Raw genomic sequence first — 17342 nt, 5'->3', positions numbered from 1 at the left:
ACATGGAGCAGGAATTAATTGAAGGGTTTAGGGAAATTGTTGGTGCTAAGCATGCTATAACGGATCAAGCTTTGATTGCACCGTATTTGCTTGAAGAGCGTGGGCTTTTTCATGGAAAAACACCTTTACTTTTACGTCCATCTTCTTGCGCAGAGGTCTCATCGATTATGCAGTTAGCGAGCAAAACGCGCACACCGATTGTGCCACAGGGTGGAAATACAGGGCTTGTGGGGGGACAACAACCAGATGAAGGAGGAGGGAGCGTACTTTTATCCATGGAGCGATTAAATAAGATTAGAGCTATAAATCTTGAGGGAAATTTTGTTGTTGTAGAGGCTGGTGTTATTTTACAGGATTTACAGAAAAAAGTGGATGAATCAGGTCGTTTTTTCCCTCTTTCTTTGGCATCTGAAGGTTCTTGCCAAGTAGGAGGAAATCTTTCGTCGAATGCTGGAGGGACAGCTGTTTTAGCTTATGGCAATATGCGTGATCTTTGTCTTGGTTTAGAAGTTGTTTTACCGGATGGGCGTATTTTAGATGATTTGCGTTTTGTTAAAAAAGACAATAGCGGTTATGATTTAAAAGATCTTTTTATTGGTGCAGAAGGCACATTGGGAGTTATAACCGCAGCCGTTTTGAAGATGTTTCCAAAAATAAAAGGAAAAGCTGTTGCTTTGGTGGGATTATATAGTCCGGCGAAGGCCTTAGAGTTTTTATCTCTGGCTCAAGAATATGGAGGAGGGATGTTGACAGGTTTTGAGCTCATGGGAAATCTCAGTTTGCAAATGGCTTTAGATTATAAGATGTGTGAGAAGCCTCCTCTTCAGCGGAAACATGAATGGTATGTATTAATGAACATTTCATCGTTGCAAGGCAATGATAAGGCGTTATCGGTATTGAGTACTATTTTAGAAGAAGCTTTAAAGAATGCGGTGATAGAAGATGCTGTTGTTGCGCAATCTTTAAAACAGCAAGATTTTTTTTGGCAATTACGAGAAAGTATATCATCAGCACAAAAGTTAGCAGGAGGGTCCATTAAGCATGATATTGCAATCCCACTTGCTTCTATTCCTGATTTTATTGCTGAGGCAGCGCTCATTGTTGAAGATATTGCTCCAGGAGCACAGGTGATTTGTTTTGGACACATGGGCGATGGAAATTTACATTATAATATTACACAACCTGTAGGAGCTGATACGACAGTGTTTTTGCAGTTATGGTCAACAATGAATCATCGCATTCATAGTTTAGTGGTGGACTATAGAGGTGCATTTTCTGCTGAGCATGGAATTGGTCAGCTTAAGCGCGAAGAACTTCGTTCTTTTAAATCGCCTGTCGCATTGGATATTATGCAAGGGATTAAAAAAACACTCGATCCTTTAGGGATAATGAATCCTGGAAAAGTATTATAATTCAAGAATGGTGATCATGCATTTTTGTTTAGATTTTAATAACCAAAAAAGAAACCAGTTGTTTTTTATTCAAACTTTTAATAATCCAATGAGAAAAAGCTGCTAAAGGGTGTATGTTATTTAAGATAAATTGGGATAATGTATATGGCTAATCAATGCTTTAATCAGGCAAAAGCGGTGCTTGAATTTCGGTTAGATCCGTGCCATTTGCCACAAACGACGACATATTTTTCATCCAAAACGGGTAATCAGGTTATTTGTTCGTTAAATGAGCGTGGTGTTTCTTTTAAAACGGATATGCCTTCAAGCTTATCGCATTTAATACCCCCTTATCATTTTCAAGGAATTGCAGCACGTACTGTAAAAACGCGTTCAGGAGAAAGAGCTGTTGCATTAGAATTACTTCATGCCGATGAGGAAGCTTGTATACCGCTTTTGGTTTCCAGAGATTTGAATAATGTTCTTCTGGATTGGCGGTTATGGGCGGATACTTATGGCCTTCCCATGCTTATGATCAATGAAGATAATCGCATTCTGGTTGTAAAAGATCGTTCTGATTTACATCGATTTTTTGGTACAACAGCACATTCTAAACAAAAGCATTTTTTACTTCGTTATAGCAATCCGTTAGGCTTGCGTTTGGTGATTGCGAATCGAATTGCACTCCAGTAAATTAACATGCATTCATTTTTGTACGACCGTCAGCATTTATCTTGTTGTGCTGTAAAACATCGTTGTTTGGGGAGGTAACATAAGGCATGTAAACTTCACACATGAAGTGTTTTTAGAAGATATGGCGAATATTCTTAAGTTTGCTTGTAGGTCTTTGTGTAAGTGCAGCATATGAGTGGGAAGCAAGAGGAACCCGCTTAATGAGAATTCAGACCTTTACAGACGGGATTTGGTGTGACTTTTGGTTCTTGAAAACAAAGAGAAAGTCAATGATTGTAAATGAGAGTTTTTTGACACCATACATTGGCAGCAGGAATCGATGATGTAAAACGCTTTTTTCAGAGAGGTAAAAACGGTTTTCATAACAATAGAAACTGTTTTTTTGTGGTATAATTTTGGGTTTTTGCCACATTATTAAAAACACCAGAAGATTACTGGAAGTGTTTTTGAATTTTTTTTATAAATCATTTCTCCATGTTGAATGAAAGCTTTGAATATTGCAGAATATTCTTATTTCATCTCTCTTTTATAATCAAAATCATTTAGATAGAAAGGGTTATCGTAAAATTGAGAATTGGAAAATACAATGATGGTATAGGTTTTTATTTTTATTCCAGAAAGCTGGCAGAATGGATTTATACTATTTGCAGGTAGTGTCGTAAAATGGGATGATAAGCATGAGAGATATTGTTTAAGAATTTGTATGTGAATAACATAACTATCTTTTTTGGGCATTTCATTTTTCGTAAAAGCGGAATTTCACTAAAAACGCGATAAATAAAAGAAATAATAGTATATACGTTTTTCCTCAGGATTTTATAAGAAAGAAAGTGTTTATAAAAATGATGAGAAAATGCGTTTAAAGTAAAGACAACAGTAAAATGATTATTTTATATTACATCTTCAGATTCAGAAAATTTTCCTATTTTATCATGAGTAGATATCCTATTTACAATATTTGATTGTTCAAAGGAAAGCACACTTATTTTTTCAAAATTATGGTCAACGTAAAACAGTGAGAAAATTTTTGTATCATGCTCTTATATAAAATAATAAAATCGTAAAAAAAGAATATTCAAAGGATTTAATTTTCTCGCGCAACGGCTCTCCATCCGATATCTCGACGAACAAAACCTTCTGGCCAATCAATACAATCAACAGCTTCATAAGCACGTTTTTGTGCATGCGTAATCGTTTTTCCTGTTGCAGTTATATTGAGTACACGTCCACCATTTGCAATGAGTTCTCCATCACGCAACACTGTACCAGCTTGAAAAACTTTCACATCGGGAAGAGTGTTTACTTGATCAACGTTACGGATAACAGTACCTTTTTGGGGAGAGTCTGGATAACCACTAGCAGCCATAACAACGGTGAGAGCTGTTTTTTCAGACCACCGAAGAGGCTTATTTTCAAGTTTTCCTTGAGATGCAGCAAGAAAAATTGGCAAAATATCATCTTTGAGGCGCATCATTAAAACTTGACATTCAGGATCACCGAATCGTACGTTAAATTCAATTAATTCGGGTCCTTTTTGCGTTATCATTAATCCGACGAAGAGAATACCTTTAAAGGGGGCGCCCATTTCTTTCATGCTTTTTAAAGCTGGTTCAACAATTTCTTTGAGAGTACGATTCACTATTTCTTGGGTCATGATGGGCGCTGGTGAATAAGCACCCATACCACCGGTGTTTGCTCCAGTATCCCCATCACCTACACGTTTATGATCTTGAGCAGATCCAAAAGGAAGAGCAACTTTACCATCACAAAGGCAGAAGAAGCTTGCTTCTTCACCTTCAAGAAAAGATTCTACAACAATTTTGTTTCCTGCATCTCCAAATGTACTTTTGAAGCAGGCATCAACTGCGTTAAACGCTTCTTCCATAGTTGTTGCAACCACGACACCTTTGCCAGCTGCTAAGCCATCAGCTTTAATAACAATGGGAACATCTTGTTGCTGAATGTAAGCTTTAGCTTTAGAGGCATCATTAAAGCATTGGTAACTTCCTGTAGGAATGTTATTCTTCCGACATAAATCTTTTGTAAAGGCTTTTGAACCTTCTAGTTGAGCAGCTTTTTGAGTAGGACCAAATACACAGATGTTAGCGCTATTAAGAGAGTCTGTTATACCCGCCACCAAGGGTGCTTCTGGTCCTACAATTACAAGATCAATAGAATGTGCCTTACAAAAATCAATAACAAGGGGATGGTCATCAATGTTTAAATTAATATTTTCACCAAATTCTGTTGTTGCAGGATTTCCAGGAGCACAATATAACTTTGTTAGCAGTGGTGATGCTGCTATTTTCCATGCTAAAGCATGTTCTCGTCCACCTGAGCCAATAAGAAGAATATTCATTGCTTGCTCCTCTCATAAAAGATAATTAATCTCATCCCCTTCTCATAAGAATGAAATGTCTCTATCGCAAGACCAAAGGTAAATCATTTGATGAAAAAAAATAAAAATATCGCGCATGTTCAGTCCTATGATAGCCAAGGACGGGTTATGGATGCATCTTCCAAACAATGGGTCTACAGCTTCCTTCCCCGTTCTTTATGGTTTTATGCGCAATTGGCGCGTTGGGATCGACCTATCGGTTGGCAATTGTTGATGTGGCCTTGTTTTTGGTCAACAACAATGGCTTTTTTCTCTTATAACATGCATTACGATACTCTTTTATCAATGTTTCTTCATTGGGTTTGGTATCTTTTTCTTTTTTTTCTGGGATCTATTGCTATGCGAGGGGCAGGATGTACTTGGAATGATCTTATTGACCATAAAATTGATGCTCAGGTAGAAAGGACACGTTCTCGCCCATTGCCAACAGGTCATGTGAGTCGGTTTCAAGCGAGAGTTTTTATCCTTGTGCAATGTTTTGTTGGTTTAGTCGTTTTATCACAATTTAATAGGTTTAGTTTTTTTCTAGGTATTTCGTCATTGATAGCTGTTGCATTTTATCCTTTTATGAAACGCGTAACATATTGGCCGCAGTTTTTTTTAGGCGTTGCATTTAATTGGGGGGCATTAATGGGGTGGGCTGTTGTCTTTGGAAGTTTAAGCTGGGCACCAATCTTGCTTTATGTGGGATCAATTTTGTGGACCATAGGATACGACACAATCTACGCACATCAAGATAAAGAAGATGACATTACTGTTGGTGTCCGTTCTACGGCTCTTCTTTTTGGTAAAGCAACCAAGCGTGCTTTAGTATTTTTGTATGGTGGTTTTGTGATGTTCGTTAGTCTAGCATTTTATTTAGCTGGAGTTCCTGTTCTTAGTTTTTTGGGGATTTTTGTGGCAAGTATCCATATGTTTATTCAAATTAAAGTCATTGATATAGATGACAGTTCACAATGCCTCAGGCTTTTCAAATCTAATTCGCTTATTGGTTTTGTGATTTTTGCTGGTTTAGTATGTGGGGGTATATGGATGATATTTTATCCTGCGGTCTAAAAATAAGTTAGCTAAAATCATAGTTTCTACTGAATACAGTATGTTTTTTTTAATAAGCTTGTTGCTAATCTATTTTTAAGCAATACAGTAGAAAATATCACCAATTAACCTTTACAGTGAAAATAAAATTCTTCTATTTAAATAAAATAAATCATCTTCTTTTAGAATTTTTCGAATAAAAAATATTTGTTTAATTGTTGCGAAGAAAAAATCTTCATAACGATGAAGTTTGAAGGATTAGGGATAAAGTTTTTGTCTTTTCCAATCGCTGTGTTCAACACAATCCCGTGTAAAAAGCAAACGATCATGTAAACGAAATGGGCGATCGCACCAGAACTCTATAGAAAGGGGTTTAACACGAAACCCAGACCAATAAGGTGGTCGTGGAATATTGCCTAGAGCATAACGCGCAGTATATTGAGCAATTGCTTTTTCGAGCACAAAACGATTGTCTAAAGGTTGAGATTGTTTAGAGGCCCATGCACCAATTCGACTACCACGTGGTCGCGATTGGAAATAGGCATCGGCTTCCTGTTGACTTACTTTTTCAACGATTCCTCTAATTCTGACTTGACGACGGAGTGATTTCCAATGAAAACCTAAGGATGCTTTCATTGATTTTAAAATTTCTTGTCCTTTACAGCTTTCATAATTGGTATAGAAGACGAATCCTTGGGGACTGTAGTCTTTGAGGAGAACCATACGAACATTAGGGAGTCCTGTTTCGTCAACTGTTGCTAATGCCATAGCATTCGGATCATTTATTTCACTTATCGTTGCCTCTTCAAGCCACTTTGCGAAAAGTTCAAAAGGTTTTTGCATTTTCATAAAATGATCATCTGTTGGTATTTTTGTGCTCATAGTTTCTCCAAATATCAGTGAGCATGGGTGAGGCATTTTCTCATTTACTTTATCATCAAGGCGTTACAGTACTATTTTTTCTTATTTTCAAAAAGCCAATGCTATCGTGTATTTCTATGGTAGTTTAATTATTTTTTACTTTAGCATAGACTACAAGGAGCTATATTAAATAAATGTCTCATTTTATCTGGTATTTTAGTTTATTGATAGACATATAAAGAGAAAAGAAGAAATTATTCTCTAGAATAGACTAATGAAGCTATAAGGGATATTGAACAACGTATCAGTTGATATTTTGAAAACGAAGAAATTGAAAAGAGGGCAATATGCGTGATCCCTACACGATTCTGGGTGTGGCACGTACCGCAAAATCGCAAGAGATTAAATCGGCATTTAGAAGATTAGCGAAGAAATATCATCCAGACCATAATAAAGATGATACAAAGGCTAAAGAGAAATTTGCTGAAATTAATCAAGCCTATGAAATTATAGGTGATAAAGATAAAAAGGCACAATTTGACCGCGGTGAAATTGATATGGAAGGAAAACCGCTTTATCAAGCCTATGGTGCTGGTGAAAATTTTAGCAATAAACAAAATCCCTTTTCAAGAAGAGCAAAGGGATTTGATTTTTCCTCTTCAGGTGGTGCAAGTTTTGATGCGAGTGATATTTTTCGGGATCTGTTTGGAGGAGGAGGTAGCTTTTCGAATTCCACACACTATAACCGTCCCCAACAAGGAGCACATGTTCGTGCTAATCTTGCCATAACATTAGAGCAGATGGTTGGCGCAGAAAAGGTGGAAGCTGTTTTTCCAAATGGAAAAAAGTTAAAAATTAAACTGCCAGATTATATTGAAGACGGACAGACTATTCGTTTAAAAGGTCAGGGAGAAGAGGTACCTCACGGGCAAGCAGGAGATGCGTTAATAACCATTCAGATTCAAAAACATCCTCGTTTTCGGGTTGAAGGAAGAGCACTCCATCTTGATTTACCAGTTTCTCTTAAACATGCTGTTTTGGGAGCAAAAGAAGAAGTTGAGACGTTGGAGGGGCGTGTGGTTTTAACGATTCCTGCGTGGTCAAGTTCTGATCGCGTTTTACGGTTGAAAGGGAAAGGGCTTCGTTTAAAAAATGGTACAAGAGATGATCTTTATGTGCATGTTCGCATTATGTTGCCGGGAGATGAAAATGCCGCCGCACTAGAACAGTTTTTGCAAATGCAACAAGATTAATTTTAAAAATTTTATATATAAAAGCGTAGTTTTTGTTTGATTTTAAACCAATTGCTTGAAGAAAAAGTTGACCTGTGTCATAGGCAGGTGAATAATACTAATTTTAAGTAACAATGGGGCAGTGCTGATGGCTAAGGGTAATGGTTTATTGTACGGTAAGCGTGGTTTAATTTTGGGGTTGGCCAATAATCGCTCCATCGCTTGGGGAATCGCTAAAGCGGCAAGTAGCGCAGGGGCAGAGCTTGCTTTTACCTATCAGGGTGAAGCAATGAAAAAGCGTGTCGAGCCTTTGGCTGAAGAATTAAAGGGATTTGTTTGTGGACATTGTGATGTTTCTGACAGTGTCTCTATTGATACGGTCTTTAGAGAAATAGAGAAGAAATGGGGAAAACTTGATTTTTTAGTTCATGCTATTGGTTTTTCTGATAAAGATGAATTAAGTGGTCGTTATATTGATATCAGCGAATCAAATTTTATGATGACCATGAATATTTCCGTTTATTCCCTAACAGCTCTAACGAAGCGTGCAGAAAAATTGATGCCAGATGGTGGTTCAATCTTGACACTAACCTATTATGGTGCAGAAAAGGTTGTTCCCAATTATAATGTAATGGGGGTTGCCAAAGCCGCTCTTGAAGCGAGCGTGAAATATTTAGCGGTAGATTTAGGTCCCCAAAATATTCGTGTTAATGCTATATCTGCTGGACCAATTAAAACGTTAGCGGCTTCTGGTATTGGTGATTTTCGTTATATTTTAAAATGGAATGAATATAATGCTCCATTACGTCGTACGGTAACAATTGAAGAGGTTGGTGATTCTGCGCTTTATTTTCTTTCAGATTTGTCTCGTTCTGTTACCGGTGAAGTCCATCATGTCGATTCGGGTTATAATATCATAGGTATGAAGGCAGTTGATGCACCAGACATTTCTGTCGTTAAAGAATAAAGTTTGGTTTATAAGATTTTATTAGACAGCAGTAATTTGACCAAATTTAAGGTGTCCAAGAGTATTTGGGAGAAAAGAGCTGTTTTGTGTATAGCACACAACATACGTTATCGTTGTATATATTTGACAGAGAAATGGATCTTTTTTCATGTCGCATAATACATTTGGTCATTTGTTTCGTGTAACAACATGGGGTGAAAGTCATGGTGCTGCTCTTGGTTGTGTCATTGATGGTTGTCCACCTGGAATTATTTTTACTCTTGCAGAAGTTCAAGCTTATCTTGATAAACGCAAGCCAGGACAATCAAAATACACAACGCAGCGCCGAGAACCAGATGAAGTAGAGGTCCTTTCAGGAGTTGTTGTTCAAGACGATGGAACGACATTGGTGACAACAGGTACACCAATTTCTCTGTTGATTCGAAACACAGATCAACGCTCTCAAGATTATGGAGCAATTGCTCATCAGTATCGTCCAGGACATGCGGATTATACTTATGATATTAAATATGGCATTCGTGATTTTCGAGGCGGGGGACGTGCTTCTGCACGGGAGACGGCAGCACGTGTTGCAGCAGGTGCATTTGCTCGTAAAATCGTTCCTGGTTTGATTGTACGAGGAGCAGTGATAGCAATTGGTCCTCATAATATTAATCGTGATCGTTGGGATTGGTCAGAGGTTGATAATAATCCTTTTTTTACAGCTGATGCAGAGATGGTTCACATTTTTAGTGACTATATCAGTAAACTCCGTAAAGAGGGGACATCTGTTGGTGCGATTGTTGAGATCGTTGCAGAAAATGTTCCGGCAGGTTTAGGAGCCCCTATTTACGCAAAGCTTGATCAAGATATTGCCTCGTTACTTATGTCGATTAATGCGGTAAAAGGTGTGGAAATTGGTGATGGTTTTGCGGCAGCCCGCTTGAGGGGAGAAGAAAATGCCGATGAAATGCGAATGGGAAATGATGGAAAACCGCTTTTTTTATCCAATCATGCTGGTGGTATTTTAGGGGGAATATCGAGTGGACAGCCAATTGTTGCGCGTTTTGCTGTAAAGCCTACTTCATCAATTTTAACACCTCGTCGTTCCATTGATGTTGATGGTCATGATATAGACGTTATAACAAAGGGACGTCATGATCCATGTGTTGGGATTCGTGCCGTTCCTGTTGGTGAAGCGATGGTTGCTTGTGCTATTGCTGACCATTATCTAAGACATCGCGGTCAAGTTGGGTGATTGAAAAGGTGAACAATGGCGTATGATGAAAAAAAAATTGTTTCTGCACTTAAAGCTTTTGAACGCGGTGAAATTGTTGTGGTGACAGATGATGATGACCGTGAAAATGAGGGTGATTTAACTGTTTCTGCAGCGCATTGTACAGAAGAAAAGATGGCGTTTATTCTTCGTCACACAACAGGTATTGTGTGCACACCTATGCCAAAAAAAGAAGCAAAACGGTTTAATCTTTCTCCTATGGTACCAGATAATAACTCTGCACATGGGACACAATTTACGGTTACTGTTGATTTTAAACACGGCATAACAACAGGAATTTCAGCGCATGACCGTACATTAGCTGTACGTAATCTTGCGAATTCAAATGCAAGTGCGGATGATTTTGTTCGTCCAGGGCATGTTTTTCCTTTAATTGCGCATGAAGGGGGAGTGCTCATGCGTTCAGGTCACACGGAGGCCGCTGTTGATTTATGTAAATTAGCTAATTTGCCGCCGGTTGGTGTTATCGGTGAGTTAGTTAATGATGATGGAAGCGTTAAACATGGCGATCAGATTATGAAATTTGCGCAAGAACATCGGTTGCATATTATAACGGTTGCAGATTTAATTGCTTACCGCCAACGTAAGGAAATATTGATCAAGCATGTTGGAGAAATGCCTATTGAAACATTCGTAGGTCCCGCTATTGTTCAAAGTTATCAACTCCCTTGGGAAGTCGTTCAGCATATTGCAATTGTTTTTGGTGATGTCCGTGAGGGTGAGAATATTCCTGTGCATTTACATCATGAAAACATTATAAGTGACGTTTTTTGTCAAACTTCAGATATTATGGTGATGATGCGGCGTATGATGGAAAAAGAAAAACGTGGCGTATTTATTTATTTGCGTGAAGGATCTGTTATACAATCAACTGTTGGTATTCAAAACATGACAAGAAACAGTTCAGAAAACCATGTGCAGGCGATTGCACGCGAAGAAGAATGGCGCAAAATTGGTTTAGGATCACAAATTTTAAAATATTTAGGAATAGGCTCTGTTATTGTTTATGCTTCTAAAGAGCATCATTATGTAGATTTGGAAGGTTTTGGAGTTCGTATATCCAGAACAGATATTTTTTGAGGTTCATATGAAAAAAGAGATACAAGAGGGGGATATTACGACCTTAAGCTTTGAGCAAGCGCTTAAGCAACTTGAAGTTATTGTCGAAAATTTGGAACGTGGCGATGTGCCTTTGGAACAATCCATTGATATTTATGAACGCGGTGAAGCGCTTAAAAAGCATTGTGAAAAACTCTTAAGAGTTGCTGAAGCTAAAGTTGAAAAAATCCAGCTTTCAGAAGAAGGTTTTCCAGAAGGAGTGGAACCACTTGATGCTAAATAATTTAAATCTTTTTGGATATTTATTGTGGGACTTAAGAGAAGCAATAACCTTAGTTTATAAACAGAAAGTTTTATTGATTTCTTTTTTATAAAATAAGTTAAAAATGAGGAAATTATAGCTCATCTCAAATAGAAAAGAGCATTTTCAGTAAAAAAGATGCAAAACTGTAAATAAAAGAGTAGAGAAGATATATTTTTATCATTGTATTTTCTTGAGTTAAGATAATAGGAAGGATTTTTTTTGTCTCAGGTCTTAACACCATTGCTTGACCGTGTTTGTTTTCCGCAAGATTTGCGGGCATTACCTGAGTCTGATTTGGTACAGTTGGCTGATGAGTTGCGGACCGCAACAATTGATGCGGTTTCTGTAACAGGTGGTCATCTTGGGGCGGGACTTGGTGTTGTTGAGCTCACTGTTGCATTACATTATATTTTTAATACACCAGAGGATAGGATTATTTGGGATGTTGGTCATCAAACCTATCCACACAAGATTTTAACGGGGCGTAGAGAAAAAATTCGCACATTACGTCAGGAGGGCGGATTATCTGGTTTTACAAAACGTTCAGAAAGTGTGTATGATCCATTTGGAGCGGGGCATTCGTCTACTTCTATTTCAGCGGGGCTTGGCATGGCGGTGGCAAGTGCTTTGAAAGCAGAGACAAGACGCAATATCATAGCTGTCATTGGTGATGGTGCAATGTCTGCGGGCATGGCGTATGAAGCAATGAACAATGCTGGTGCTTTGGATGCACGCTTGATTGTTGTTCTTAATGATAACGATATGTCTATCGCACCACCTACAGGTGCTATGAGCGCACATCTTGCACGATTAGTATCTCGTCCTTCTTATCGTCATTTGCGTGAACGCGTAAAGATATTGAGCGAAAAATTGCCAAAGTTTTTTTTGGATAAGGCACGTCGTTCAGAGGAATTTGCGCGTGGACTTTTGGTCGGGGGAACTTTATTTGATGAGCTTGGCTTTTATTATGTTGGACCCATAGATGGGCACAATTTGGGGCATTTATTGCCTGTTTTTAAAAATGTTCGTGAATATCCTAATGGTCCTGTTTTGGTGCATGTTGTCACACACAAGGGAAAGGGATATCCACCTGCAGAAGCCTCGTCTGATAAATATCATGGTGTTAATCGTTTTGATGTTACGACAGGAAAACAGGTTAAAGCATCAAGTAATATTCTACCCTATACCAAGGTATTTTCTAAGGCTTTAATAGAAGAAGCTCGCCATGATGATAAGATTGTTGGCATAACAGCAGCGATGCCAACAGGGACGGGTCTTGATTCTTTTGCGAAAAAATTTCCTGAAAAAATGTTTGATGTTGGTATCGCTGAGCAACATGCCGTAACTTTTGCGGCAGGACTTGCTTGTGAAGGGTATAAGCCTTTTGTTGCAATTTATTCTACTTTTTTACAGCGTGCTTATGATCAAATTATTCATGATGTATCAATTCAAAAATTACCGGTACGTTTTGCTATTGACCGAGCAGGTTTTGTGGGGGCAGATGGTGCAACACATGCTGGAAGTTTTGATATTGTTTTTTTAGCCACTCTTCCTGAGTTTGTGGTTATGGCACCTTCTGATGAGCTTGAACTGATGCATATGGTTCGTACAGCTGCAGCTTATGATCAGGGACCAATTTCTTTTCGTTATCCACGTGGTGAGGGTATTGGTATAGATTTACCGCAACGTGGTGAGTTATTAGAAATTGGAAAAGGCCGTATTCTGCGTGAAGGAAATAGGATCGCTTTGGTTTGTTTTGGAACGCGGATGTCAGAAGTGTTGCAAGCTGCTGATGCGTTGGAGGCTGAAGAATTGTCTACAACGGTTGCAGATGCACGGTTTGCAAAACCTTTAGATAAAGATTTGATGCGTCGTTTGGCACGTGAGCATGAGGTATTGGTGACAATTGAAGAAGGGGCAATCGGTGGATTTGGAGCGCACATATTACAATTTTTAGCGCAAGAAGGGCTCTTAGAGCATGGTTTGAAAGTTCGTACACTAAAATTTCCTGATGAATATTTGAATCATGGTTCACCAGAAAAAGTTCTTTCACGTGTCGGACTTGACGCTATGGGTATTTTAAACACGGTTTTTGCTGTTTTGGGACGCGAGATTCGAACAGGATAGAAAATTCGAGTATGAGATGGCTTCCAGAAAAAGACTCGATATTCTCTTAGTTGAAAAAAACTTTTTTACAACACGTTCACGTGCACGTGATGCTGTCATGCGTCAAACTGTTAAAGTTAACGGAGAAATCGTTTTTAAAGCTGGGCAAATCGTTTTTGATGATGCAGAGATTACCGTTTGTGATCCAGCGCAGAATTATGTTTCTCGGGCAGCGTTAAAATTGATTGCTGCACTTGATGCATTTCCAATTGTAACGGACAAAGTGACAGCCATTGATGTTGGTGCATCAACAGGTGGTTTTACGCAAGTTCTCTTAGAGCGTGGAGCAGATCATGTCATTGCCGTTGATGTTGGGCATCATCAATTTGATAAACGTTTATTGGGCAACAGTGCTATAACGTTATTAGAAGGCTTGAATGTCAGAGATTTTAAACAGGAACATTTAGGTGGGCGAGAAATTGATCTTATCGTTTCAGATGTTAGCTTTATTTCGCTCAAACTTGCATTGCCTCCCGTGTTGTCTTTAGCCAAGAAGGGTGCCCAAGCTGTTTTACTGGTAAAGCCTCAGTTTGAGGTTGGTCGTAAACACTTTAGTAAGGGAGGAATATTAAGTCCATCAAGTGCTAAAGAAACTGCTGAGGCGCTTTTTGTTTGGTTAAATACACAAACAGGGTGGAGTGCAAAAGGTTTAATTTCTTCCCCTATTACAGGTGGTGATGGCAACGTGGAATATTTACTATTCGGAGAAAAACAAGAGTGAGTGACAATGTCATAATCGACCATATCGGAGCAAATGGTTATGGTACTTCTAGAACGTCTTACGGTTTCGTTTATGTTCCTTTTACTTTACCAGGAGAGTGTGCTGAAATTACTGTTCATGGAAAATATGCAACATATATAGCATTAAAAGAAAAATCATCAGAACGCATTGATACTCTTTGTCAGCATTTTGGAGAATGTGGAGGGTGTACTCTTCAGCATTGGCGTATGGATGCTTATCGCGTATGGAAACAACAATTGGTTGTTGATGCTCTTAAAAAGTATGGACTTAATAATGTTGTTGCGCCTTTAATAGAATGTAAACCTTATAGCCGACGGCGGATTACTCTAACAGCTTCCATGACCCCACAGGGGCAAAAAGTTGGTTTTAACCGCTATCTCTCTCATAAGATTGTAGATCTTGAGGAATGTCCAGTAAGCCATCCAGAGCTTATTTCTCAGTTGCATAATATCAGAGAGCTCTGTGCTTTTCTAAAGAGCTTTGCCAAGCGGTTTCATGTTACGATAACACGTGTTGAAAATGGTTTAGATGTTGCTTTAAGCGGTTGTGTTGTGCACCATGAATCACTTCGTCAGAAAATGATCAGTGCTGCTCTTTCATATGGGATTATACGTTTATCTGTTGACGGTGAAGTTTTGGTTGAACGAGAAAAACCAGAGATTTACTTTGGAGATGTCCGTGTTGAATTTCCTTCTGGTGGTTTTCTTCAAGCAACTTGCGAAGCTGAAAATATAATGGGCAATATTATTTTGACTCATTTAAAAAAAGTAAAGAATGCTGTTGATTTGTTTTCAGGGGTAGGAACATTTACCTTGCGTATGGCAAAAAAGATGAATGTTCATGCAGTAGAAAATAATGAAGATGCATTAAAAAATCTAAATACAGCAGTACGTTTTGCGACTGGTTTAAAAACGGTCACTTGTGAAAAACGTGATCTTTTCCGACATCCCCTTTCTGTAAAGGAACTTGAGTGTTTTGAGTGTGTAGTTTTTGACCCTCCACGCGCTGGTGCAGAGCAACAAGTACGTGAATTAGCGAAGACAACAGTATCTCGTGTTGTAGCAATTTCCTGTAATCCTACTACATTTGCTCGTGATTTATCTCTCCTTGTTGCAGGCGGGTATACAGTAGAAAAAATCATACCGATTGATCAATTTTTATGGTCACCACATGTCGAAATTATTGCTGTTTTGAGCAAAAAGAAAAAAAAGAAAGGTTGGAAGCTTTAGCCTAAAATTTTTTTAATGCTATGAAGATTTTTTTAAAAGTTTACCTGAGTATTATTATAAAATCTTTCCAAAATTTATCTATAATAATAACCTTTTTCTCGTTGAATTAAGAACACTGAATGTAGAAAGTGTTTTTTTCTTTTAAACTTTTTTATTATGAAATATAAAAGACAAGTTTCCCCACACAAAAAAACCACACAAAAGACTAATATCTTACGAAAAAGATGTGTCTGAATAAGCCTGTGCCGTCGTTATATTTGCCATCCCCTAATGTTTCTTAAAACTCTTGGTACTTGAGACGGCCCATAAGAGGAATCTTTAGTCTTTTCTTGTACAGTTTTTATCCATATATCTCCCCCCGCCTGTAACGTATAAACGAATGATTTTGATTGATCCAACAGACACAGATTTAAAATGAGAGAATCTTGCGGTATTCAAGGTTCTAATACAATATGAATAACGCTAGATTATCTTTATAAATCAATTCATTGTAATCTCCCCCTCACAAAATGGTCGTAATAGACGAGAAGGAGGCAATACTGGGAAGGAATGAGCAAGCTTATTCCTCTATAAGCGCAGTTCCACCGATTGTCATATTATTGATTCGAAGATGAGGTTGACCAACACCAACAGGGACATTTTGCCCTGCTTTTCCGCACATACCAATACCATTATCTAGTTTACTATCATTACCAATCATTGTGATACGTTTCATAGCATCCGGTCCATTTCCAATAAGAGTTGCACCTTTGATTGGTGCACAAATTTTGCCATTTTCTACTCGGTATGCTTCAGTACATTCAAAGACGAATTTTCCGGAAGTAATATCAACTTGTCCTCCACCAAATGAAACAGCATAGATACCACTTTTAAGTGAAGAAAGGATTTCTTCAGGTGTTTTATCTCCTCCTAGCATGATTGTATTGGTCATTCGTGGCATTGGTGCATAAGCATAAGATTCACGTCGTCCATTTCCAGTTGATTTACCTCCCATAAGCCGTGCATTAAGCCTGTCTTGCATAAAACCAACGAGTTTTCCATCTTCAATGAGAACGTTATATCCTGAAGGGGTCCCCTCATCATCGACAGTGAGAGAGCCACGGCATTGTGGAATTGTTCCATCATCAACAACTGTAACACCTTTTGCTGCAACTTGTTGTCCTAAAAGTCCAGCAAAAGCCGATGTTTTTTTACGGTTAAAGTCACCTTCTAAACCATGACCTACGGCTTCATGGAGCATAACACCAGGCCATCCGTTAGCTAAGACAACATCAAAAGATCCAGCAGGTGCTGCTTCTGCTTCTAAATTTGTTAAAGCCATACGTAAGGCTTCATCCGCGGCTTTTTTCCAATTGTCTTCATGAATAAATTGGTTAAATGCTTGTCTCCCTCCACATCCATAAAAACCATTTTCACGACGATTGCCTTCAGCAGCGATCACAGATATAGAAAGTCGCACAAGGGGACGAATATCACGAACCAAATAACCATCTGCACGTAAAATTTCAACATGTTGTAGCGAGCCGGAAAGAGAAACAGTCACCTGATGCAATTTATCATTTTTAGCACGTAAATAGGCATCAATTTTTTGCAAAAGAGCACTTTTTTCTTCAAATGATGGAGCATCAAGGGGATTATGCGGTTGATAAAGCCTTTTGTTTGTTTGTTGAGGTGCTATGCTATAAGTCCCTGCATGATTATTATAGGTAACAGCTTTAGCAGCTTCACTGGCACGTTTGAGTGCAGCAGCTGATAACTCACTAGAGTGAGCATATCCAGTAGCCTCTCCAGCAACAACGCGTAGTCCAAATCCCATATCTTGATGAAATGAGCCGTTTTTAAGCTGTCCATTATCAAATAAAAGAGCTTCGCTTTCTGTGTACTCAAGGTAAAGCTCACCATCATCAGCATGATGAAGTGTTTCCTGTATAAGTGATTGCACTTTAGAGGAAGCAATATCAAAATGATCAATCAGCGATTTCATAAGAA

At 38.4% G+C, this 17342-nt stretch carries 14 protein-coding genes; 11 read left to right on the top strand and 3 right to left on the bottom strand.

Annotated elements, in window-relative coordinates:
* Positions 1-2: 2 nt before the first annotated feature.
* Both ACFILT_RS07895 and ACFILT_RS07890 read left to right on the top strand, forming a co-directional pair.
* The gene (locus tag ACFILT_RS07895; RefSeq protein ID WP_375678961.1) at positions 3-1412 is read left to right on the top strand and encodes an FAD-binding oxidoreductase; all 1410 of its coding nucleotides are present in this window, start codon (positions 3-5) and stop codon (positions 1410-1412) included.
* Between the two features lie 144 nt (positions 1413-1556).
* Positions 1557-2084 carry a DUF6101 family protein gene (locus ACFILT_RS07890; protein ID WP_375628324.1) on the top strand — a complete coding sequence of 176 codons (528 nt, stop codon included), beginning with the start codon at positions 1557-1559 and terminating at the stop codon, positions 2082-2084.
* A 1084-nt stretch (positions 2085-3168) separates the two neighbouring features.
* Here the strand turns inward: ACFILT_RS07890 and purD are convergent.
* On the bottom strand, positions 3169-4443 hold the full coding sequence (gene purD / locus ACFILT_RS07885; protein WP_375678962.1) for a phosphoribosylamine--glycine ligase: 1275 nt from the start codon (positions 4441-4443) through the stop codon (positions 3169-3171).
* Between the two features lie 90 nt (positions 4444-4533).
* On the opposite strand from purD, the gene ubiA reads away from it, so the two are divergent.
* A complete protein-coding gene (ubiA, locus tag ACFILT_RS07880) occupies positions 4534-5538 on the top strand; it encodes a 4-hydroxybenzoate octaprenyltransferase (protein WP_375628320.1) in 1005 nt (334 codons plus the stop codon).
* Positions 5539-5775: 237 nt separating this feature from the next.
* On the opposite strand, the gene pdxH is transcribed toward ubiA, so the two are convergent.
* The gene (pdxH, locus tag ACFILT_RS07875; RefSeq protein ID WP_375611119.1) at positions 5776-6399 is read right to left on the bottom strand and encodes a pyridoxamine 5'-phosphate oxidase; all 624 of its coding nucleotides are present in this window, start codon (positions 6397-6399) and stop codon (positions 5776-5778) included.
* A gap of 326 nt (positions 6400-6725) precedes the next feature.
* Between pdxH and ACFILT_RS07870 the strand changes: the two genes are divergently transcribed.
* From ACFILT_RS07870 to ACFILT_RS07835, 8 genes are all read left to right on the top strand, one after another.
* Positions 6726-7631 (top strand): DnaJ C-terminal domain-containing protein, encoded by a 906-nt coding sequence (locus ACFILT_RS07870; RefSeq protein WP_375678963.1) that lies wholly within the window; start codon positions 6726-6728, stop codon positions 7629-7631.
* A 127-nt stretch (positions 7632-7758) separates the two neighbouring features.
* Positions 7759-8577, top strand: a complete 819-nt coding sequence (gene fabI / locus ACFILT_RS07865; protein ID WP_273787904.1) for an enoyl-ACP reductase FabI — start codon at positions 7759-7761, stop codon at positions 8575-8577.
* Positions 8578-8725: 148 nt separating this feature from the next.
* Positions 8726-9814, top strand: coding sequence for a chorismate synthase (gene aroC / locus ACFILT_RS07860; protein WP_375679853.1), 1089 nt, complete (start codon positions 8726-8728; stop codon positions 9812-9814).
* A 15-nt stretch (positions 9815-9829) separates the two neighbouring features.
* Complete coding sequence (ribB, locus tag ACFILT_RS07855) at positions 9830-10933, top strand: 3,4-dihydroxy-2-butanone-4-phosphate synthase (RefSeq protein ID WP_375679851.1); 1104 nt, start codon at positions 9830-9832, stop codon at positions 10931-10933.
* A gap of 7 nt (positions 10934-10940) precedes the next feature.
* Complete coding sequence (locus ACFILT_RS07850; RefSeq protein WP_375611123.1) at positions 10941-11195, top strand: exodeoxyribonuclease VII small subunit; 255 nt, start codon at positions 10941-10943, stop codon at positions 11193-11195.
* Between the two features lie 240 nt (positions 11196-11435).
* The gene (gene dxs, locus ACFILT_RS07845) at positions 11436-13343 is read left to right on the top strand and encodes a 1-deoxy-D-xylulose-5-phosphate synthase (RefSeq protein ID WP_375679850.1); all 1908 of its coding nucleotides are present in this window, start codon (positions 11436-11438) and stop codon (positions 13341-13343) included.
* A gap of 16 nt (positions 13344-13359) precedes the next feature.
* Entirely contained in the window at positions 13360-14103 is a 744-nt protein-coding gene (locus tag ACFILT_RS07840; RefSeq protein ID WP_375679848.1) for a TlyA family RNA methyltransferase, read from the top strand.
* Positions 14100-15353 carry a class I SAM-dependent RNA methyltransferase gene (locus ACFILT_RS07835; protein ID WP_375678967.1) on the top strand — a complete coding sequence of 418 codons (1254 nt, stop codon included), beginning with the start codon at positions 14100-14102 and terminating at the stop codon, positions 15351-15353. Before ACFILT_RS07840 ends, ACFILT_RS07835 begins: the two co-directional genes overlap by 4 nt.
* Before the next feature lie 559 nt (positions 15354-15912).
* On the opposite strand, the gene tldD is transcribed toward ACFILT_RS07835, so the two are convergent.
* Entirely contained in the window at positions 15913-17337 is a 1425-nt protein-coding gene (tldD, locus tag ACFILT_RS07830) for a metalloprotease TldD (RefSeq protein WP_375678968.1), read from the bottom strand.
* Between the last annotated feature and the right edge of the window lie 5 nt (positions 17338-17342).

The organism is Bartonella sp. AP7XZML (genome assembly GCF_042195745.1).
Taxonomy (GTDB): Bacteria; Pseudomonadota; Alphaproteobacteria; order Rhizobiales; family Rhizobiaceae; genus Bartonella.
Note: the sequence above shows the minus strand (reverse complement) of the source record. Positions and strands in the feature narration are given on the sequence as shown.

Bases quoted from the DNA above. Each gene is read 5' to 3' on its own strand.
- fabI (WP_273787904.1), top strand. From the start codon at position 7,759: ATGGCTAAGGGTAATGGTTTATTGTACGGTAAGCGTGGTTTAATTTTG.
- pdxH (WP_375611119.1), bottom strand. From the start codon at position 6,399: ATGAGCACAAAAATACCAACAGATGATCATTTTATGAAAATGCAAAAA.
- ACFILT_RS07890 (WP_375628324.1), top strand. From the start codon at position 1,557: ATGGCTAATCAATGCTTTAATCAGGCAAAAGCGGTGCTTGAATTTCGG.
- tldD (WP_375678968.1), bottom strand. From the start codon at position 17,337: ATGAAATCGCTGATTGATCATTTTGATATTGCTTCCTCTAAAGTGCAA.
- ACFILT_RS07840 (WP_375679848.1), top strand. From the start codon at position 13,360: ATGGCTTCCAGAAAAAGACTCGATATTCTCTTAGTTGAAAAAAACTTT.
- ACFILT_RS07870 (WP_375678963.1), top strand. From the start codon at position 6,726: ATGCGTGATCCCTACACGATTCTGGGTGTGGCACGTACCGCAAAATCG.
- aroC (WP_375679853.1), top strand. From the start codon at position 8,726: ATGTCGCATAATACATTTGGTCATTTGTTTCGTGTAACAACATGGGGT.
- ACFILT_RS07850 (WP_375611123.1), top strand. From the start codon at position 10,941: ATGAAAAAAGAGATACAAGAGGGGGATATTACGACCTTAAGCTTTGAG.
- ribB (WP_375679851.1), top strand. From the start codon at position 9,830: ATGGCGTATGATGAAAAAAAAATTGTTTCTGCACTTAAAGCTTTTGAA.
- ACFILT_RS07895 (WP_375678961.1), top strand. From the start codon at position 3: ATGGAGCAGGAATTAATTGAAGGGTTTAGGGAAATTGTTGGTGCTAAG.
- purD (WP_375678962.1), bottom strand. From the start codon at position 4,443: ATGAATATTCTTCTTATTGGCTCAGGTGGACGAGAACATGCTTTAGCA.
- ubiA (WP_375628320.1), top strand. From the start codon at position 4,534: ATGAAAAAAAATAAAAATATCGCGCATGTTCAGTCCTATGATAGCCAA.